Origin of the sequence: Mesorhizobium sp. B2-1-8 (assembly GCF_006442545.2) — a bacterium.
GTDB lineage: Bacteria > Pseudomonadota > Alphaproteobacteria > Rhizobiales > Rhizobiaceae > Mesorhizobium.
In genome coordinates this window covers 3346232-3366388 of record NZ_CP083952.1, presented here as the reverse complement: position 1 = coordinate 3366388, position 20157 = coordinate 3346232, and the positions used below count along the sequence as shown (strand labels likewise).

The window sequence follows — 20157 nt, the reverse complement described above, 5'->3', positions numbered from 1 at the left end:
CGGTCGTCCCTGATGAGCGCGTTTGAACGACAAGCTTTTGCATGGTTGCTATTATGGCGAGCCTAGGCAAGGTCAGGGCAACGTGACGCGCTTCATCACGCCCATGCTGCGGTCTACAGTTGCTCTTTAAGTTGTCTTGTCAGCGCAAGAAACGATACCGCACCAGCTTACCGAGCCCGTCTGGCTTGAGCGATGTCAGCGCAAACACGAGCCCAGGCAGGATCTTCAGCCGCTTGCTAATGTAGATAGCCATGGCCGTGTTCCACACGGCCAGGGCAACTGCGACACCCACTGCCGCTCCGATTGGACCATATATCGCCACGCCCACAGCACAGGCTATGACGTTGGCTGTCGCACCAGCGATCATGGTGGAAGCGGCAGCCCACTCGTTTCCCGTCATCGTGAGCAGATTCTGCTGAGGTCCGCATAGCGCCACGAAGAAGTAGCCAAAAATCAGCACGCGCGCGATCGGGGCGCCAGCCACGAACCCCTCTCCGAAGAAGCCCAACAAAGGCTTTACTATTACGAGCAGAGGAATTGCCACTACAATGGCGCCCCCGAGGGAAAGCAGGGTAGCGCGCGCAAAGAGCTGTTGCAGTCCTTGTCGATCGCGGCGAGCAAACAGATCGGCTGCGGTGGGCGAAAACATCGTACCGACGGCGATACGCGAGAGGCCCACAAGGAGTGCAACGTTCAAGGCCAAGGCGAAAACCCCAGCTTCGCGGATGTGATCGGTCCAACCCAGCACCATCACTCCAGCTCTGCTAACAAATACGTCAAGCCCGGTAATGAGCGTCAGCGGCGGGACCGAGGACCACCACTCCTTGGCGGCATAGCTGGCGTGTGCGAGGCGCAAACCAGGCGGCTGAATCCTGGCAGCCGTAAGAAACACTAGTGCGACCGTCATCACTGAGCTCATCACTACCGTCAACATCACGAGGGGCGCGTCCACAGCGCGAAGTCCGGACTTGGCGGCAATCCCGACCAGTATGACCAGGAGACCGTCGCGCACGATCCGTTCGGGCAGCAGGGCCGATACAACGCCGCCATGGGCCCTTACCAGGGTAGCCCCCAACGCATAGGCGGTAATCAGCGGCACCGCTGCCATCCCCAAGAAGTTGCTAACTACCAGACCTTTCTGCGAGTGATCCGAATAGAAGAATATCAACGTGGCGCCGAGCAGACCAAGCAGCGTCGCCGTCGTCAGCGACCATCGCAGGGCGAAGGCGATTACACCTTTTGCCAGATCAAGCCGCCCGTTGGCCCGATAAGCTGGCACAAAACGCAACAATGAAACGTTGAACCCAAGCGTTGCCAGATAGGCCAGCACCGAGGTCCACGCCAGCACGTACGAATAAATGCCGTAATTGCGAGGGCCGATGAGCCGCGCAATCAATAATTGCGCCACGCTGGTGAGGCCGGCCCCGGCGATATAGATCAACAGGGCAAAGAGGCTCGCCTGGGCAAGGTGCCAACCAACGTCTTGCTTGGGAAGCAAAACCGCCTTTACGCGATCGGCTGCATTGGATCGCGGGTGTTGTGAACCTGCAACGACAGCTGACGCTGACGTCGCATGTGCATCGCGAGCAAGGCTGCTGGCCGCGAGGTCGGGTGCCTCCTTTTTCGGGCCTGCTACCGCTGCGATGCTGTCTGTTCGCGGAATTGCTGAAAGGATTTCCTGCTCGACGCGGCGGAAACCTTCCGCCGTGGCTTGGTCGTTGAGAGTGTCAACTGAAACTACCTTTCGACCGGACGCCAGAAGAATGCTGTCTATCGCTTGGAAAACGCCGAAAGAGCGCATGTTAATTTCAGGGTCTGCTTCGAATACGCGCTCCGCGGGCAGTTCGCGGGTGATTCTTTGGCGCAAACGCGTCTCAACCACCTCATAAGGCATGGCGATCCTGATTGTGAGATCGGCAGGCGGCGTTAGACTGAGCACCTTGGCAAGCAATGTGCTGTCGGCGGCTCCGTTGAACATCGCCAAAGAGCCGACCGCCTGCACGTAGCCTTGATCGAATATTACTATATCAGGCGCCTGCCTTGCCTGGCGCCAGCTACGCGACAGGTGCAATATGTATTGCCATAGACGAGCACGCCAGAACCGGTTTCCAGGCGGGATCAACCTCACCATCGATGAGGCCGTAGCAAGGTCTTCCTTTCTTCCCTTGGACGACGCCAATATCCTTGCTGTGGAGACCATCGCGGCCAACACACGGAAGACAAACAAGCGTGCCCCCAGGAAGTACGAATTGCCCGCCGCTTCGCTGGGTCTATAGCTGAGCGTTACGTTTGCTCGATATCCCGAATGACGCAGCCGGCGAGCAAGCGCGTGAGCGAACGTCGTTTTGCCCGATCCTGGAGGTCCGAAGATTTCAATGATCATGTGTGGATCAAACCCAATCTGACGATACGCTTCCACGGATTCCAAGACAGTGCTGGCAGGGGATGTTGGCGAGGCACATCATGTCTTCTCGACGAGGAGATCGGCGCCGTCCTCAAACCGATAACGCGCATGCTTCTTGAGATTGACCTGGGTGAGGACGCTTCCCATCGGAACGGACGCAGCCGCGCCGCTCTGGAGGAGATCCACAACAGCGCGCGCGAGACTTCGCGGTGTCTTGGCCCAACGAACAGTCAGCAGAACAGTGTCTGCCCAATGCGTTAGAAGTCTTGTTTCCGGGCCACCAAGGTCCAATGGCCCATTCACAATGATGGCGGCGTAAATCGAGCGGAGTTCATCGGCGAATTGACAACTATCGGCTGTCGACAGCTGAGCCAACAGGTCATCCCCAACTCGCGGTGCGACTATCAGGTCAACACCAAGCGCCGGGATTTTTGCGATTGCATCCTGCAAGGTGCAGCGCCCACTCACATAGTCCCCAAAAGAACCACTGGCATCCACATTCTTGAATTCCTCGCGGAACTCGGTCGTGAGCCGTGTGTTCTTGCGCTCAAGGTCCAGCAAGAGCACCCTGCCTCCCAGACGCGTCGCGGCCAGCGCCAGACTCCAGGCAAGTTCGGTCTTTTCATCCCCCCGGATGCTGGAGGTGACGAGGAGCAAATGCGGTGGGCGGCCTCTCCCTTGAGTCGGCACTACGGTGACGAGAAGGGACATGACAGCGCGACTAAGCGCCGAGCTCTGTTGACCAAGAACCATGTCGCGCAATTCCCTTGCATGCATTCTGCGTACTTTAGGAAGAAGCCCCACGCATGGAATGTCGAGCGCCATTTCGGCCTCGGCTTCGCTGCGCAGAGTCTTGTTGAAGTGATTGCGTGCCAGAACGAAGACCGCTCCCAGCAGACCGAACACAATCATTCCGGGGGGGATCAGGAAAATCGGCGGGAGTGTTTTCGGCGCCGACGGTGGCCATGCCGCCGAGAGGATCGCGACTCCAGGCGATGGCGCTGCGATGCGGTGTATCAAATCCTGCTGCCGGCCCAAGAGATCGTTGTAGTGTTGGGTTGCGATTGCGACCTGAGGCTCGAGTGCTCGCAAGCCGGAAAGCCGGCTAGCGGTATCGGCAACGACCGCATCGAGAACGGCCTTGCGCGCCTCCAGGGCTGCGATCTGGGCGCTATAAACATTCGTGTCCGAATCAAGACGAGCGGTTTCTTGTTCGATCTGACCATCAATAGCGGTTGGGTCGGCTTTGCCGTTGATCAGGTCGTTCAATACCGGCGACCCAAGTTCGGCCGCTACCGTCGAGGCCGACGCCCCAGCCTTCTGCAGATCCTGGATGTGATGAAGACGCGTTTGGGTAGCGGAGAAATTGGCTTTCGAGAGAGCAATCTGCCTGCTGAGTTCCGCTGTCTCATCGGCCGCGTTGTTCGCCGCAGCTTGATCGACACCACCGTGGGTAAGCCGGTATGTCTCCAGACGATCGGTTGCGTCAACCAGGTCTTTTTGCAGGCGTGGCAGACTGGCGACTATCGAGTCGAGTTCTTGTTGATCCGACGCGCGATGTTGCTGAACGAGATCTTGTATATAGACTTGTGCGATCGTGTTTGCGACAATTGCGGCCCGTACGGGGTCGGTGTCGGTGTAACCAATGCTAATGACTCGCGAATGCAACTCTTGACCGACCCTCATTCGATTACGCAGGGCTTCCAGTTTTGGAGCATCCAACGCCTCCGGGTTATTCGGGCCGCTGCTGGTGCGCGGCCAAAGCCTGTTCATCATGTCGCTTAGAAACCCACTCGAGTGATGCTGGTCGGGCAGCAGCGGATCAAAACCGGACTTTCCAGCGCCGTTGGCGGCCGCCGTTTTGCCGAGCGCCGCCAGTACGTGGCGTAAATTGGCTTGTGAGGATAGCATGGTCAGATGATCATCAATGCTCGAATCCAGCAAATCTTGAACCGACTGTGTTGCGCCAGCAGCTGCATTCCTGTTTGGAGCGTCAATGATGACCTGCGTCGTTCCCTCGAACTGCATGGGACGAGCAATGCCCGCGAGTCCCGCCATGACGCCGCCGAAAATGGCTATGGCGAGCACGAACCACTTTCTTCTGGCGATGACAGTGACGAGTTGATGGAACGGGGTTGGCGTATCGATGCGCTCACGCAGCTTGCGCCTCCTGAGCGTGTTCGTGTCGCTTGCAGGCAGAGCGATCTGCTTGGCTCGCACAATCCGGTTGGCTACAGAACCTTCCATCTCATACCCCTGTAAGTTCAATTTCGTGAGACAGGCGCGATATGGGCGCCGGCCTGAAGGCCTCTTGGCGCCAAGCCTGGAACATCAATACCGGCCACAAGTCGCGAGCATGATCCTGATGTCCATTGAGGTGGGCGCACCACGTTGCGTCCACCCGTGCCAGATCAAGGATTCCATCATCATGGACGCGGGCGTCGGCGAGTAGATCAGAGGCCCAAGCCCGCAGAGGCCCTTTGAGCCAAGCGCTGATCGGAACGTCAAATCCTTGCTTCGGCCTGTCGGTCAAACGCTGCGGCACATATCGGCCCAGCAGCTGGCGAAGGATCCACTTGCCTCTGCCGTGGCGAACCTTCGCCTTGTTGGGGAGCCGCCAGGCGAATTCGACGACGCGATGATCGAGAATGGGGCATCGTCCCTCTAGACCGCAGGCCATGCTGGCGCGGTCGAGCTTCACCAGTATATCGCCCGGCAGATAGCCGGTCGTGTCGTTGAACAGGAGACGTGACAGCAAGTCGTCGAGCTGTGGTGCGGCGAGATGCGAGGCGGATCGGTCACGCCGGAGAAGTGTTCCGGTGGACGATTCCGTGAGCCGCCAAATCAATTCACTCTCGCTGGACGCTCCCAGCAAACGGGAAAGGCGATGAAGCCGATCACTTCGCAACGCATGCCCCACATCAGTCGGGAGTGGCAAGGCGCGGATGAAGTCCTGGCCGGCGGCACCGGCGAGGAATCCCGCCCCGGCCGCCAACATCCAACGCACTGGACGTGGCAAGTTTTGCTGTCTTTTGAGCCGTCCCGCCAGGAAGTGCCTCGAATAACCTGCGAAGCATTCGTCGCCACCGTCCCCTGATAGCGCCACCGTGACATGTTGGCGTGCCAGCCGTGACACCAGAAGCGTTGCAATTTGGGATTCATCCGCGAACGGTTCGTCCCAGACTCGCGGCAGTTCCGGAATGACGTCACGCATGGCAGCAGGCGAAAGGTGAAGTTCTGCATGATCCGTGCCGAGATACCGGGCAACCGCGGCGGCATGGGGAGCCTCGTCAAATCCGCTCTCGTCGAAAGCAATCGTGAACGTGCGGACGGGCCTGGAAGACTGCGCCTGCATCAGGGCGACGACGGTTGAGCTATCTATTCCGCCCGAAAGGAAGGCGCCTAGCGGCACGTCGGCGACCATACGTTCGCGCACCGCAACGCGGAGCAGTTGATCCAGTTCCGTTGTCAATTCCTCATCGGGGCCGGCGATCGGCTCCCGCCGCGCGGTCACCGCGACTTCGGCCAACGACCACCAGCGGCGGACGCGTCCTTCCAGAGAGCCGACGCTGCGGCATTCGACAACATCTGCCGCAGACACGGATAGGATCGCGCCGGGGGACAGCTTGAACACCCCGCGCCAGATGCAACTGTCATCGGGCACCCATCCCTTTGACAGCATGGCCGTGGCCGCGCCGACATCGAGTTCGAGCGAGAAGCCGGGGAAACATTTGATCGCCTTCAACTCGGACGCGAAGATCAAGGCATCGTGCGTCTGTGCGATGTAGAGTGGCTTCTTACCCATTCGGTCACGAGCAAGGTGCAGGGTGCGCGTCTGTCGATCCCAAAGGCCCAATGCGAACATCCCGACAAAGCGTGCAAGGGCCGCTTCGAGGCCCCACGTCTCGATCGCACACAGCATCACTTCGGTATCGCTGGAGCCGCGGAAACAGTGGCCCGCACTTTCCAAAACACGCCGCAGGTCACGAAAATTGTAGATCTCGCCGTTGAACGTAATGACATACCGTTCAGTCGCGGATTGCATTGGCTGGCGCCCTGCATCCGAAAGGTCGACAATGGCCAGTCGTCGGTGACCGAAGGCGATTCCGCCGTCCCGGTCCATCCATAAACCCTCGCCATCGGGCCCACGATGGCGAAGGGCCGTGGTCATTTGCCTTATCTCCCTGAGCGATCTCGCATCGGCGGCATCTGACGCGAGGAGAATTCCGGCTATCGCACACATAGGGTAGTGTCCTCGCTGAGGTGATGCAGCCGAGCCGCCTGAGGCGTTCGAGCGACAAGGCAAAGAGAGAGCGCGAACCAGACGATGGGATGGCGGATGATGAGATGCGGAATTCCGAAGACCACGATAGACACCGCTAGAGCGACCAGAGCATCGGATCTCGCTCGCCACGCCGCCAGGGCTGCGCAGGTGACAATCCACGCCAAGGCCAGGACCGCGACAAGGCCGCCCTGCGTGTAAAGGTCCAGGATGGTGCTGTGGGCCTCGAAGGGTCGCGGCAGGAACTGCAAATCCGTAATTGGCGGGCGTTCCAGATGTGGTCCAGGGCCAAGGCCCAGCGATCCCGATCTCACGCCCTTGTCCAAGGCCTCGCTCCAGAGGAACAGACGCAGCGCTGCGGTTTCGGCGGTCGCATCTCCGCCCTTATCCTTGGTGAGGCTCTTGGCGAACTCCGCGGCGCTGCTGACTTCAGTCAGAGCATAAGGTGTCATCGCCATCGCCAAGGGCACACAGCCTATCAAGAAAACGAGACCGATCTGCCGCGAAAGTCTGGGCTTTTCGCCCTTGGACATAAGCCAGTTCCGGCCCCTCAGGCCAAGAAATATCAAACAGGTCAGGATTGTTGCATAAAGGTACGTGTCGCTTTTGGTGAGCCTTCCAAGATAGAAGGTCGGGATCAGACTGCAGAGCCCAAGTAAACGACCCCATCGACCGTCGGTGGTCATTGCCAGATGTAGCGCGAGCGGGCCAAATAATGCGCAATACAGCGCGAGTTGGTTCGGGTTGTCGGACCAACCGCAAAAGCGATCCCAGTACCATGGATCGATGCCAAACTGGTGAACCCAACCCCACGCAAGCCCTACTTGCCAGATAAAACCCGCAGTCGCGATTGCCACGACCCACCAGCCAATGCGGCGCAGACGTTGCGCCGCGTCCGGTTCCGCAACGGTGAGGCATGTGATGGCGATCAACAGAATGTATGCGAACGTATCGTGCAGCAGCGGATCCAGCACCAGCACCGTCGTGAAATAACCGACAATGGCGCCTATACCCACAGCGAGTGCCAGGATCAGCCAGAATATCGTGAACCGGGTCAGCGCAGGGGAGCTTTCCAAGCGTCCACCTGCGAGAAGTCGACCTACCGAAAGCGCGATCCAAAGCGTTAGGAACAATTCGGCGTAGCCCGTCGACAAACCAGGAATGACAAGCTGCGTGGCATATGACATGACAATGCCGCAGGCTAGGATGGCGTCGCGGATCATTGTCGAGCCCCGTCCAGTTGACGGCTTCCCGAAGCCTTTGCCAGCAAAACAGTGGGAGTTGACCGCGAAAGAGTGCCGTGCGCGCTTGCGAGCACGTTTTTGTACAGATCGCAATACTGATCGACGACCCCCGCGAGTGCGAACCGCTCCCTGACAAAATCCACGGAACGACTACCCATGAGTCTGCCGCGGTCGGGATCGGACAGAATGTCGATTATCCTGGACGCAAGTGCATTCACGTCGCGTGGTGGAACGAGATAGCCGTTCCATCCGTCTTCTATCACGTCATTGCAGCCTGGCATCCGTGAGGCCACGACCGGCAATCCTGCCAATCCCGCTTCCAGCAAGACGCGCGGAACCCCTTCCCGATATTGCGTGGGAAATGCGAACACATCCGCCATGCCAAGAAGCGCCGGAACGTCCCGCCTTGCGCCCAAGGCGATTACGTGAGGAGCGCAGCGGTCAATATCTGACTTCCTGACTGCGAATGGGCCCTCGGAATCCCGCGGACCGACAAGCACGAAACGCGCTTTCGGCCTTTGTGTCAGGATACGCGGGATGGCTTCAAGGAGCGTTGGAATTCCCTTGTGACGGGTCAGACGGCCGACAAATATGACAATTTCCGCCGACTCAAGGCCAAGCTTCTCTCGCATCGTGGCGGCCGAAGGACCGCGGTGCCTTGCCGTTGCGAATCCTTCTACATCGATGCCAGAACTTCGGATCAGCCTTCCCTCGCCGCGTCCAAGCAGCCGGTAGCGCTCGAAGAAGACCTGGTCATCCCGGTTTTGAAACACGGTTGCGGCAGTCCAAAACGAGGCGAGACCTTGAAGACCGCAAAAGACGGGACGCAGCGCGAGCGCCCTGGGTTCGCGTGAGGAGAATGTCCAACCAAGCCCATTGATCGTGCGAATGACGGGAACCTGCCCGCGTACGGCTAGCGGCGTCAACAGGTTGGGCTTGGTGTCGAAACTCTGGATAATGTCTGGCCGCAGTTCGATCAGCAATTTGCGAATTGCTTTCATTTCACCCAATTCCCCGCTGCCTTTGGCAAAGCGGTCGAAAGACAATCGACGATGCGGAATCCCATGCGGCACAAACGCGTTCCCATCGTCACTGGAAACGGCAGTGACGCGGAAGCCCCGTTCGCGCACTGCCAATAGGAACGGGATTCTCAGGGGGTGATCCTCGCCACCCACACACGCCAGATGCGGCTTCATCCTGCCTCTCCCGCGCGTGCGCGACGGTTCAAGCATACGATGTGATGCCCGTTTGGATTTGTCCTCATCGCCCGCTTGATCGCTTTCATCGGCTAGCACCCAACCCCACGCTAGGGGCAGGCCGTCCCAATGTCCTCGTCTGTTTGAATGAAGCACATTGCGTCCGCAGGACACGGCATGCAAAACGATGCCACTTTGATGATGCCAGCAATACCAACCGCTGGAGCAGGACAAATGGAATCGATGAGAGTCGCCACCTCGCTACCGAGGCGAAAGCGATCTTGCTCGGCCGGCACGCCGCGGTGGAAAATGAGGGCCGGAATCCTATTTGACCAAGACACAGGTCCCGAGGAGCAAGCAACGCCTCGCCGCTACCTACAATCTTGGCTTACGTCCATATTGATGGACTAAATTTGCGAAATCTGCGCCGCCGGCACTTCACGCCGCTTCGGCTGGAAGGTTCGTGGTGGATGGGGGGCTGGTTTAAGTGTCCTACAAATTGATGCGACCGGACGCACAAAGGTACCTCGGCCAAGCGTCGCACGACACTTACTTCGAATACACCCAAACACCGAGAAGCCGTGGACTTGCTTGAAATTCTATGAAAGTCGACCGGCAGAGCTGCCGCTGGAGGACATGACAGGGAGCGTAAGCCTTGCCAGGAGGCAAGGCCAGAGGCTCTCTACAGTACCAAGAAAGATGATGCCGAGAGCGACATATGGGGAGAAACCGTAGCGAACTGGACTTGATGTGCGCTGCCAACTCCATCGCTGTCGTACGAAAGCGCGCCAGTCGTGCTGTTGTAAATGACGTGCTCGGCGCTGCTATGCGCACCTGTGCCGATGTGGAATGCCGCCGGAGGCAGGGCGCCCGCATGCAATCCGGCAAACACCGCATGGTCGAGCTGGATCTTGTCGCGTGCTACATTGAAGTCAGTAACCTTCGCGACATTGGCTGCGCCGAGGGCGGAATTGAAAACGAAAACGTCCGCGCCGCCGTGCCCTGTCAAGACATCCCGGCCTCCGGCGCCGCTGATGATGTTGTCACCGGCATTGCCCTGGATGGTCTGGCCGAACGCGTTGCCCGTGAGGTTGATCGCCCCTTTGCCGGCCGCATTCGTCGTTGCGAGGTGCTCGATTTGCGATCCTGCCGACAACGCATAACTCACAGAGGCCAGCACTGTATCGTTACCGCCGCGCGCCACCTCGATCGCCCGGTCGCCTGCATTGTTGACATGATATGTGTCATTGCCTCCCTGCCCGATCATAGTGTCGGCGCCAGTCGTCCCATGAAAGACATCCGATCTGCCAGTGCCTTTGAATGTGTGAACGGCAGGCTGTATGGCGACACCATCAGGCTGCGTCGCCACCGCGTCGACACTTTGATTATGCTGCAGGAAAAAAGCCCTCAGCGCTGGCGAGGCTCCCAAAGCTGTGTCGCCTTGCTGAGAACCCCAAGCATAGGCATAGTCGAAGGCTGGTGAGGGAACCAACTTCGCCCAGTGGTCCATCATGGTCTGCTCCTGGGAGGCCGACGGAAGCACATATTTCCCATCGGTGTCGGTGATCCAAGTGCCGCCCCCAAATGTCTGATAGACCGGAACGATTTTACTCGCCGGGATGCCTGCAGCCTCCGCCGCAGCGACCGTTTTATCGATCATATTGTAATCGGTCGTGCTTGTTCCCGTCCGAACCGGATAGGGTGATAATCCGTAATAGTCGATGTGGGTGTTGGCTGGGTTGTAGGTGTTCGAAAAGTCCGGATTTGCCGACGATCCCATGTTCATCATTGTGATGAAGGTCTTGGCGCCCGGAAAATGGGAGTGGATCCAGTCTGATTCGGCTTTCAGGTTCGCCGCGCTCGCGTATGTATGCCATTTGCCCGTGGGGTCGGGTTCATCAAGCAGGAAGAATCCAAACACCTTGGAGTTGCCTATGAACGGAGTGACTTTGTCGATAAAAGACGTTGTTGTCCCGCCTGCCTCATTCAGCCAAACTAGGCCCTTCATGCCGGTAGGCAGGGCATTGACTTGGGCAACCGATTGAACGTCAGCGAGGTTGAACCCGGCGGCGGCAATGTCGGCGCCCGACCCACCCGATGTATAATGAAGAATAGGCATCTGATTCCCTCATCTGATTTGATAGCGCCCGACACCTGCCTACAAGAACCGAAACGTTAGGGCAAAATCAAATAGCACCTCTGCCTGATAGAATCCTTGATCAGCATCGCCATGGAATCGTCGAAAGTTGATGGTGCGCCGCTTGAGTTGATGAGAATGCATCCAACGTTTCTAGCCAAATGCGTATGGCACCAAATCCTTTGAACCGCCCGGCCCGAAAACGACTCGACGTGCCCGACGGAACGAATGGACTTGACGTGTTTGGAATTGGCTATGTCCAGGCGGCAATGCTTGCCGAGGTGGTTACCAGGATGCTCTGCCTCGACATCGACACAAGGAAGGTGGAGCGGCTCAATCCGGGCTTCCTCCCGATCTTGGAACCGGGCCTTGAAAGCATCGCGAGGCAGAATCACGCAGCCGACCGCGTCAACTTCACCACGGATGGCCGTCGTCAACATGCGCGAATCGACCATGACGCGCGAATCCGACATCGTGCTGCCGACGCTGGCGGGGCCTGAGATCGGCGTCGCCTCGACCAAGGCTTTTACTTGCCAGCTCTCAGTACTGGCCTGGCTCGCCGTGCAGGCGGGCGTGGCACGCGGCACGATCTCGAAAGAGCAGGAGAAAATCCTGGTGCGGGAGCTCTCCGAAGCGCCGCGCTATGCCAACCAGGTGCTGAAGCTCGAAGAGCAGATCGAGCGGGTCGCGCGTGAGATATCGCGCTACTCCGATGTGCTCTACCTCGGCCGCGACACCAATTTCCCGCTGGCCATGGAAGGCGCGCTAAAACTCAAGGAAATCTCCTACATCCATGCCGAGGGCTATGCCGCGGGCGAGTTGAAGCACGGGCCGATCGCGCTGATCGACGAGAACATGCCGGTGATCGTGATTGCGCCGCACGATCGCATCTTCGAGAAAACCGTGTCCAACATGCAGGAAGTAGCGGCTCGCGGCGGCAAGATCATCCTGATCACCGACGCCAAGGGCGCGGCACAGGTGAGCGTGAAGACGATGGAGACCATCGTGCTTCCGGATGTGCCGGAAATCATCTCGCCGATCATCTACGCGCTGCCGATCCAGATGCTCGCCTATTTCGCCGCCGTGTTCATGGGCACCGACGTCGATCAGCCGCGCAATCTGGCGAAATCGGTGACGGTGGAATAGGCTGAACAAAACCGAAAGTGACGTGCGAGAGAGGCAATCATCCCTATTTATTTCATTTGCCGGATAACCTTATTAGCCGAGCGCCGTATCTTTCCTATACTCTTCATCTTCGGCAAAGCAGTACACAAATACATTGCCCGATAGCTCATCGGTCACCTGAATCCATTCCCGTCCCCATTTTCGCACAGTGAAGCGTCGACCGCTCAAGGTGGACGCCGCGGCGCGCGGTGTAGAAGCCTCAATCCTGCTGGCCCGCACAGCACGTTTCCCCCGCATTTCCTCAACCAGATAAACGGGCATCAGAAGCCCCCCAACCGTGACCAATTTCAACGCCGGCTAATGGGTTAGGTTCCAACACACCTGGTCCGATCTGCATCTGGACGACTGAATTCTACGCTGGACACCTATCTGTCAGGAAGGAAGCAAGCGTCTGGAGGCGCTTACTCGCGGAAAATGGCACCACGCAAAGGAGAAACGCGATGCGCGAGGCGTCGTTGATGGCGACATGGATGAATTCCCAGCCGACGCCGCGGCTGTCGGACTGGCCCTTGCGATCGCCTGCGATGCTGGCGAAACGCCAACCTCATGCGCGGTATGGATTCCGACGACCTCGGTGCGCCGCTTGATCTCGCCGTTGAGGCGCTCGATCGTATTCGTCGAGTGGAGCTTGGCGCGATGTTCCTTCGGGAAGGTCATGTAGGCCAGCACGTCGGGCTCGGCGTCGTCCATGATTGTCGCCAGCTTCGGCACCTTAGGCCGGATCTGGTTGGCGACGGCGCGCCATTGGGCGCTGGCGGCTTCCGAGGTCTCTTGGGCAAACGCGGTGGCGATGAAGGCTGAGACGACCCTGCGGCCGCTCTTGCCGACATGGGCCAGCACGTTCCTCATGAAGTGGACGCGGCACCTCTGCCATGTCGCGCACAGCACCTTGGTGACGGCGCTCTTGAGGCCTTCGTGCGCGTCGGAGACGACGAGCTTGACGCCGCGCAGGCCGCGACGTGTCAGCTTGCGCAGGAACTCCGTCCAGATCGGCTCGGCCTCCGAGGTGCCAATCTCCATGCCCAGGACCTCGCGCCGGCCGTCCGCGTTGACGCCGACGGCGATGATGACGGCGACCGAAACGATCCGCCCACCGCGGCGCACCTTCAGGTAAGTGGCATCGATCCACAGGTATGGCCAATCGCCCTCGATCGGCCGCTCGAGGAAGGCCTTCACCTTACCGTCGATCTCCTCGCACAGCCGCGAGACCTGGCTCTTGGAGATGCCACTCATCCCCATGGCCTTGACCAGGTCGTCAACCGACCGGGTCGAGATGCCTTGCACATAAGCTTCCTGGATGACGGCGGTCAGCGCCTTCTCGGCCATGCGGCGCGGTTCGAGGAAACCCGGGAAGTAGCTTCCCTTCCTGAGCTTCGGGATGCGCAGCTCGACCGTGCCGGCCCGCGTCTCCCAGTCCCGGTCGCGGTAGCCGTTGCGCTGGGCGAGCCGCAGCGGGTTCTTCTCGCCATAGCCGGCGCCGGTGGCCGCGCCCACCTCCATTTCCGTCAGCCGCTCGGCGGCAAAGCCGATCATCTCGCGCAGCAGATCGGCATCCGGGGTCTTCTCCACGAGCGTGCGCAGGTTCATCATGTCGTCGGTCATCGGTGGTCCTTCCGAAATGGGGTTGGCGTCAACAACCAAACCCTACCGGAAAACGCCGATGACCACCGACACCCCGCTCACTCGCTACAGCGCTACTAACGGCGCGCTCGCGAGCGGCTTCGTAACCGCCAGCTACACCACTTGATGGGACACGACCTAAGCCCCACCTAAGCCACCACTGCGCAATTCGATCAGACTTAGGTCCAGCGCATGCCCGACCGAAGCCCCACCGTTGGAACATTTGCGTTCTCCCAAAGTTGGCAGCGCGCTGACTACATTGATGATCGGGGCTGTTGGGAGAAAAATGAAAAGGAAACAGGTGTCCTGCGAGTGTGCCATGAAGCATCCACTTGCTTCAGAAACCCGAGGGGTCGAAGTCAACGCCGGCATTGCGCTGGCCGACGCCGTCGGAATTCATGAAGTTCCCAATGTCAAATATCCTGCCCGACAACCGCCCGGTCGTTGTGAACCCCGCGACCCACAAGATCATCAAGATCAACGAACAGACCTACTTTATGGCTAAGCCTGTCGCCCAAATGGCGGCGATAGACCGACATATTATTGGATATGGCAAATGCTGAGACTGCAATTCGCGCCTGATGGCGAGATGAAAGACTCTCCAGGGGATGTACAAGGCGGCCCCCAGATTTCCAGTGCTCAAGGCAGCATCAATCCGCCGAGACGAACAGAAGACCATCCCGATCGTTGGATCGAATGCCAAGGGGCGATTCAACCAGGCTTTCATGCACTCGTTGATTCCATGCTTTTGGTCGGCTGGACGCGCGGCGAGGTTCTGCGATCACTAAAGCGGCTGATTGCCGTCGACACCGCGACCAGAAAAGAGGCAGGCCACGTCCCGGCCGAGCTTGCGATAGTCCGCGGCAAGGTGCAGCAGATCGACCGCAACGAAATTGAAGGTCCTGCTCTCGCTCACGGGGGTTGCTACGTCGCACGCGTTGGTGGACAGTTGAAGAAATAGCTGAGCCCGCCATTCCCGGCGAACGTCATCGAACGGTCAATCTGCTGGCGAGTTCAACACCTTCAGCGATAAGGACGTCCCGTGGCGCTAGCGCAACGAATTGTCGTGCGACTTGGCGCGGCCTCGGGAAAGCGGCCCGTCCCCGCTCAGGAATACCTCACGTCAACCGCGAACGGCGAGGATTAGGCGCAGGCCCGCCGCACTTGTGCAGGCACCGCTCCAACCCGAACAACCGTCCCCTCTCCTCCGTTCCGGCCCCCCCGCCGAGCAGGTGCATCCTTCGCCATTGCGCACACGGCATGGCTTTTGCCGGTGGTTTCAGCGTGCTCAAACCAGGAGCGCGGTCCAGAACGAGCCATTCCGGCCGGGGGCGCGCCAATTTTGCAGGGAGGCAGGGTTCCTCTTGGCCGTCGGCATTGGTCACCAGCTTCACATTGTCGTGTTTTCACCAGCATTGGATCGATGTAGATTACCTGCGCGTGGGCCGACTTGGTACCTGCCGTCGACCAAGGCAGCCTGCGCGCTCCAGTCAGCCTCCTCGCCCGGTAGGTAATCGTTCGAGGATCAGGCGCTTTCCGGTTGGCGCGGGCGCATAGGCGAACGAAGCACAGCCTAGGCAGCTGCCGATGGCGATCAAATGATAGTGTTCAAGCAACCCATCCTCCCGGCGGCAAGGCGGCGCTCAGCGCTGTCCATCCCTAAACGGCGCACGACGCCAATGTTTCCGCCGTGGCCCATTTTCGCCATTCGGCCCGGAACAACACTCCGAACCCGTCGTTAGATGGCCATATCCAGGAGAAGATGTATGGCCAAGGTGGTGGTGATCACAGGTGCCGGCGCGGGCGTCGGTCGCGCCACCGTCGAGGAGTTTGCTCGAGAGGGCTTCGATGTCGGCCTGCTTTCGCGTGATGCCGCGCGGCTTGAGCGGGCAGCCAATGATGTGCGGCGGTACGGCGTAAACGCGCTGCCGATTCCGACGGATGTCGCCGATCCTGCCGCGGTTGAGGCGGCCGCGGATCGGGTCGAAGCGGAGCTCGGTCCAATCGACATTTGGGTCAATGTCGCGATGGCGACGATATTTTCCCCCGTCGCCAAGCTGACTGCCGAAGAGGTCGAGCGCGGCACCAAGGTGACTTACCTCGGACAGGTACATGGTATGATGGCGGCGCTGAAGAGAATGCGCGTGCGCAATCGCGGAACCATCGTCAACGTCGGGTCGGCGCTGGCCTATCGTTCCGTGCCGCTGCAATCGGTTTACTGCGGCGCCAAAGCAGCGATCAGGGGGTTTACCGACAGTCTGCGTTCCGAGATCATCCACGACAAGCTCGATGTACACCTGACGATGGTCGACCTGCCTGCGGTGAATACGCCGCAATTCGACTGGGCGCTCAACAAGATGGGTCGCAAGGCCAAGCCGGTCGCCCCGATCTTCGAACCCGAAGTGCCGGCACGCGCGATTTTCTTCGCCGCCACGCACAAGCGACGTGACGTCTGGGTTGGCTGGTCGACAGTCAAGGCGATCCTCGCCAACCGCATCGCGCCGGGGTTGATCGACCGCTATCTCGCCAAGGCTGGCTATTGCGGACAACTTGCCGATCGCCCTACCGCTCCGAACGCTCCAGCGAACCTGTTCAAGCCGGTGTCGGGTGACTATTCGGCGCATGGCCGCTTTGACGCCCAGTCACGCGACCGAAGCTGGGAAATGTTTACGGATCGCCACAAGGCATCGGTCATCGCGGTCACCGCGATTGGACTGGCTGTCGTGGCGCTTCGGGCCGCGAAACGCCTGGATGCTTGGAAGCATAACTCGGATAGGCCCAGGACAGGACGGGGAGGCCGCTGACGACTTTATCCGCCGAGGAAGATCCCATGTCTCAGAATGTTGCAGAATTCGTCTGGAAGCGCCTCAACGAGTGGCGCCTGTCGCGGGTCTATGGATATCCCGGCGATGGCGTTGGCGGGCTGGACGTCGCTCTCGAAAAGGCCAAGAGTTATATGGATTACGTTCAGGTCCGCCACGAGGAAATGGCTGCCTTCATGGCTTCCGCGCATGCCAAGTTCACGGGGCAGGTAGGCCTCTGCTTTGCAACCTCGGGGCCGGGCGCCATTCATCTCCTGAACGGCCTTTACGATGCCAAGATGGATCACGTGCCGGTTGTCGCGATCGTCGGACAGCAGGCGCGTTCGGCATTGGGCGCGAATTACCAGCAGGAGGTCGATCTGCAGAACCTCTTCGCCGACGTCACCGAGTATGTGGTGACCGCAGTGGTTCCCACGCAGGTTCGCACCTGCATCGATCGCGCCGTGCGGATCGCGCAGGCCAAGCGCGCGGTCACCTGCGTCATCATTCCCAATGATCTGCAGGAGCTCGAATACGAGGATGCGCCGATGGCTCATGGCGCTACGCACACAGGCATCGGTTTTCCCGGCGCCGCGACGGTCCCGGACATCGAAGATATCAAGAAGGCGGCCGAGATCCTCAACAGCGGCAAGAAGGTCGCGATCCTGGTCGGTGCGGGCGCGCTGCATGCGACCGACGAGGTCATGGCAGTGGCCAACCGACTCAATGCCGGCGTCGCTAAGGCACTGCTTGGCAAGGCGGCATTGCCCGACGACCTGCCGTTCGTCACCGGTTCTCTCGGCCTGCTCGGCACCAAGCCGAGTTGGGACCTGATGAAGCAGTGCGACACTTTTTTGATGGTGGGGTCGGCCTTCCCTTACAGCGAATTCCTGCCCAAGCCGGGTAGTGCGCGCGGCGTCCAGATTGATATTGACGGCGCCAACCTCTCGCTGCGCTATCCAATGGAATACAGCCTCATCGGCGACAGCAAGCAGACCATGGCCGCCCTCCTGCAGCTGCTCGAGCAGAACAAGAACGAGACCTGGCGCCGTGGGATCGAGAAAAACGTCTCTGAATGGTGGGAGACGCTCAAGGATCGCGCCATGGAGCCTGCCGATCCAGTCAATCCCCAGCGCATTTTCCACGAACTTTCTGCGCGGCTTCCGGACGACGTCATCATGACAGGCGATTCAGGTTCAGTCGCTAACTGGTATGCGCGCGACATCCGGATGAGGCGCGGCATGATGGGTTCGCTTTCGGGAGGCCTCGCTTCGTTGGGGGCCGCGACGCCGTATGCGCTCGCCGCCAAGATGGCCTATCCCGATCGGCCCGTGATCGGCTTCATTGGCGACGGCGCCATGCAGATGAACGGGCTCAACGTGATGATCACGGCGAGCAAATATTGGCGGAGCTGGTCCGATCCGCGGTTCGTCGTGATGGTTCTCAACAACCAGGACCTGAACCAGGTGACCTGGGAGGAGCGCGTGCAACTTGGCGATGGCAAGACGCCGCTAACCCAGACAATCCCCGACTTTGCCTATCACAAGTATGCCGAACTGCTCGGATTCAAGGGCATCTACTGCGATGATCCCGAACAGATCGGTGCGGCATGGGACGAGGCGCTGGCTTCCGATCGCCCTGTCATCATGAACATGAAGGCCGATCCGAACGTGCCGCCGCTGCCGCCGCACATCACCCTCAAGGATGCCAAGAATTTCATGACGATGATGGCTGACGAGCCCGAACTCGCCAGCGTCATCAAGAATAGCGCGAAGCAGATGCTGGCCGGCGTTTTGCCGGGCAACGAGTGAGCCATGTTCGGCACACGTGAGCGGCGGCGCGATCCACTTGAGCCGGAGTCAGTCGTGAACATGCCGGTCCCGGCACATTCATCGCGGCGGGAGGACATCGCCCCGAGCGCGGTGATCACGGCTGCCCGGCATCTCAGCCGGGCGGCAGGTATGATCGCCGCATCGGTGCTGATTGACAGCGCGATGGAGCATTACCGCGGCAATTTTCACAACAGGGCGATGTGGACGCCTCTCGTCACTCCGGCTCTCTCGATCGTGTCAGCGTTCCCAACAGAGCAAATACCTGGAAAGGGGATTACGCAGCATCACTATGCCGACTTTCGGCCCTTGGATTTGGCGCCGCCCTTGATGCCTTCCTTGGCAAGGCTCTTGTGAAGCACTGAGGCTAAGTCGATGACGTTCTCTTTTGGCGCCGGCGCCGGCTTGGGCGGTGCTTTGCCTTTGCGCTTGGCGTCGATCATCGCGATCAACGCATCCTCGTATGTGTCTTCGAACTTCGACGGATCGAACTTGGTGACTTTCTTGTCGATCAACAGCCCGGCGATCTCAAGAAGGTCTTCGTCGTATTTGGGGCTTTGCAAGCCACTGAACACGGTCTTTTCCGACGTCATCTCGTTGTGAGTGCGCAATTCGGTCAGCAGCATCCCGTTTTGGAAGGGTTGGATCAGCACCTCGCGCCCGCGCTGGTAGAGCACCACGCAAGACCGTGCAGCCACCCGCTTGTTCGCCATCGCGTCGCGTAGGATGGAACAGGCTTCGAGGGAAGCTTCGTCCGCCGGGATGAGGTAGTAAGGCTTTTCCAGATATCGGGTGTCGACATCTTCGATTGCGACGAATGAATCGACCTCGAGCGTACCAGCCGCATCGAAACGATCGACAACTGGCCTCCCTATAACATCGCCAAGACAAGCGACGACGATTACCGCATCACCATGGCGGTGGCCGGCTTCTGGCAGGCCGAACTGACCCTCACGCAGGAGCAGAACATGCTCGTGGTATCTGGTCAGAAGACTGGCGACGACGAGAGCGATGACAAGAGTCAGTACCTGCATCGCGGCATCGCCGGGCGCGCCTTCCAGCGCCGCTTCGAACTGGCCGACCACGTCAAGGTCGTTGGCGCTGCCCTTGTCAATGGTCTGCTGACAATCGATCTGAAGCGCGAGATTCCCGAAGAGATGAAGCCGCGCAAGATCGAGGTCGCAGCCGACACGACGCTGCCGAAGGGCGCGATGAAGCAGATCGAGGGCGAGAAGAAGGCCGCCTGAGATCTCCGCAAGGGTGCCGGGCATTGCCCGGCACCCTCACACCCAACGGCCGAAAGGAGAAAAATCATGAGTATCCGTGATCTGATACCTTGGGGCCGCGACAATGGCGACCAGGCCGCCAGCCTTTTCCGTGACGGTGAGCGCGACCCGTTCCTGTCGATGCCAAACAGGCTGTTCCGGAATTCTGAGCGGTTGAGGAGGGCTGACGAAAA

General features: G+C 59.5%; 13 protein-coding genes and 4 pseudogenes. 8 read left to right on the top strand and 9 right to left on the bottom strand.

All coding sequences use genetic code 11. The features are described from left to right. Positions 1–139: 139 nt before the first annotated feature. The 6 genes from FJ970_RS16460 to FJ970_RS16435 form a co-directional block, all read right to left on the bottom strand. Positions 140–2419 (bottom strand): oligosaccharide flippase family protein, encoded by a 2280-nt coding sequence (locus FJ970_RS16460; RefSeq protein WP_227792176.1) that lies wholly within the window; start codon positions 2417–2419, stop codon positions 140–142. Positions 2420–2461: 42 nt separating this feature from the next. Next, positions 2462–4651, bottom strand: a complete 2190-nt coding sequence (locus tag FJ970_RS16455; RefSeq protein WP_140764220.1) for a GumC family protein — start codon at positions 4649–4651, stop codon at positions 2462–2464. A 1-nt stretch (position 4652) separates the two neighbouring features. Then, positions 4653–6647, bottom strand: a complete 1995-nt coding sequence (gene asnB / locus FJ970_RS16450) for an asparagine synthase (glutamine-hydrolyzing) (RefSeq protein WP_140764217.1) — start codon at positions 6645–6647, stop codon at positions 4653–4655. Further along, positions 6635–7909 carry an O-antigen ligase family protein gene (locus tag FJ970_RS16445; protein WP_140764214.1) on the bottom strand — a complete coding sequence of 425 codons (1275 nt, stop codon included), beginning with the start codon at positions 7907–7909 and terminating at the stop codon, positions 6635–6637. The genes asnB and FJ970_RS16445 overlap by 13 nt, the downstream gene beginning before the upstream one ends. After that, positions 7906–9126 carry a glycosyltransferase family 4 protein gene (locus FJ970_RS16440; protein WP_140764211.1) on the bottom strand — a complete coding sequence of 407 codons (1221 nt, stop codon included), beginning with the start codon at positions 9124–9126 and terminating at the stop codon, positions 7906–7908. The genes FJ970_RS16445 and FJ970_RS16440 overlap by 4 nt, the downstream gene beginning before the upstream one ends. A gap of 682 nt (positions 9127–9808) precedes the next feature. Beyond that, on the bottom strand, positions 9809–11245 hold the full coding sequence (locus FJ970_RS16435; protein WP_140764208.1) for a calcium-binding protein: 1437 nt from the start codon (positions 11243–11245) through the stop codon (positions 9809–9811). A gap of 179 nt (positions 11246–11424) precedes the next feature. Between FJ970_RS16435 and FJ970_RS33805 the strand changes: the two genes are divergently transcribed. Next, a complete protein-coding gene (locus FJ970_RS33805; RefSeq protein ID WP_321575679.1) occupies positions 11425–11763 on the top strand; it encodes a hypothetical protein in 339 nt (112 codons plus the stop codon). Further along, positions 11690–12409, top strand: a pseudogene (locus tag FJ970_RS16425) (SIS domain-containing protein); the annotation flags it as partial. The gene FJ970_RS33805 and the pseudogene FJ970_RS16425, both read left to right, overlap by 74 nt. Before the next feature lie 72 nt (positions 12410–12481). Here FJ970_RS16425 and FJ970_RS16420 read toward each other — a convergent pair. Together FJ970_RS16420 and FJ970_RS16415 are read right to left on the bottom strand one after the other, a co-directional pair. Then, positions 12482–12709, bottom strand: coding sequence for a hypothetical protein (locus FJ970_RS16420; protein WP_140764205.1), 228 nt, complete (start codon positions 12707–12709; stop codon positions 12482–12484). Between the two features lie 297 nt (positions 12710–13006). Next, positions 13007–14050, bottom strand: a pseudogene (locus FJ970_RS16415) (IS256 family transposase); the annotation flags it as partial. A gap of 350 nt (positions 14051–14400) precedes the next feature. Between FJ970_RS16415 and FJ970_RS16410 the strand changes: the two are divergent. The 4 genes from FJ970_RS16410 (at position 14401) to FJ970_RS16395 (ending at position 18680) form a co-directional block, all read left to right on the top strand. Then, positions 14401–14631: a hypothetical protein gene (locus FJ970_RS16410; protein WP_140764202.1), complete on the top strand. Its 231-nt coding sequence runs from the start codon at positions 14401–14403 to the stop codon at positions 14629–14631. Then, positions 14625–15029 carry a hypothetical protein gene (locus FJ970_RS16405; RefSeq protein ID WP_181178792.1) on the top strand — a complete coding sequence of 135 codons (405 nt, stop codon included), beginning with the start codon at positions 14625–14627 and terminating at the stop codon, positions 15027–15029. Before FJ970_RS16410 ends, FJ970_RS16405 begins: the two co-directional genes overlap by 7 nt. 805 nt (positions 15030–15834) lie before the next feature. Next, complete coding sequence (locus tag FJ970_RS16400) at positions 15835–16872, top strand: SDR family oxidoreductase (RefSeq protein WP_140764199.1); 1038 nt, start codon at positions 15835–15837, stop codon at positions 16870–16872. Between the two features lie 26 nt (positions 16873–16898). Then, entirely contained in the window at positions 16899–18680 is a 1782-nt protein-coding gene (locus FJ970_RS16395) for a thiamine pyrophosphate-requiring protein (RefSeq protein ID WP_140764196.1), read from the top strand. A gap of 308 nt (positions 18681–18988) precedes the next feature. On the opposite strand, the gene FJ970_RS16390 is transcribed toward FJ970_RS16395, so the two are convergent. Next, positions 18989–19483 carry a Ku protein gene (locus FJ970_RS16390; protein ID WP_265336232.1) on the bottom strand — a complete coding sequence of 165 codons (495 nt, stop codon included), beginning with the start codon at positions 19481–19483 and terminating at the stop codon, positions 18989–18991. A 42-nt stretch (positions 19484–19525) separates the two neighbouring features. Between FJ970_RS16390 and FJ970_RS16385 the strand changes: the two are divergent. Both FJ970_RS16385 and FJ970_RS16380 read left to right on the top strand, forming a co-directional pair. Further along, a pseudogene (locus FJ970_RS16385) lies at positions 19526–19945 on the top strand (Hsp20 family protein); the annotation flags it as partial. A 66-nt stretch (positions 19946–20011) separates the two neighbouring features. Continuing rightward, positions 20012–20122, top strand: a pseudogene (locus FJ970_RS16380) (Hsp20/alpha crystallin family protein); the annotation flags it as partial. Positions 20123–20157: the final 35 nt, after the last annotated feature.

Bases quoted from the DNA above. Each gene is read 5' to 3' on its own strand.
- FJ970_RS16455 (WP_140764220.1), bottom strand. From the start codon at position 4,651: ATGGAAGGTTCTGTAGCCAACCGGATTGTGCGAGCCAAGCAGATCGCT.
- asnB (WP_140764217.1), bottom strand. From the start codon at position 6,647: ATGTGTGCGATAGCCGGAATTCTCCTCGCGTCAGATGCCGCCGATGCG.
- FJ970_RS16445 (WP_140764214.1), bottom strand. From the start codon at position 7,909: ATGATCCGCGACGCCATCCTAGCCTGCGGCATTGTCATGTCATATGCC.
- FJ970_RS16440 (WP_140764211.1), bottom strand. From the start codon at position 9,126: ATGAAGCCGCATCTGGCGTGTGTGGGTGGCGAGGATCACCCCCTGAGA.
- FJ970_RS16435 (WP_140764208.1), bottom strand. From the start codon at position 11,245: ATGCCTATTCTTCATTATACATCGGGTGGGTCGGGCGCCGACATTGCC.
- FJ970_RS33805 (WP_321575679.1), top strand. From the start codon at position 11,425: ATGCGTATGGCACCAAATCCTTTGAACCGCCCGGCCCGAAAACGACTC.
- FJ970_RS16420 (WP_140764205.1), bottom strand. From the start codon at position 12,709: ATGCCCGTTTATCTGGTTGAGGAAATGCGGGGGAAACGTGCTGTGCGG.
- FJ970_RS16405 (WP_181178792.1), top strand. From the start codon at position 14,625: ATGCTGAGACTGCAATTCGCGCCTGATGGCGAGATGAAAGACTCTCCA.
- FJ970_RS16400 (WP_140764199.1), top strand. From the start codon at position 15,835: ATGGCCAAGGTGGTGGTGATCACAGGTGCCGGCGCGGGCGTCGGTCGC.
- FJ970_RS16395 (WP_140764196.1), top strand. From the start codon at position 16,899: ATGTCTCAGAATGTTGCAGAATTCGTCTGGAAGCGCCTCAACGAGTGG.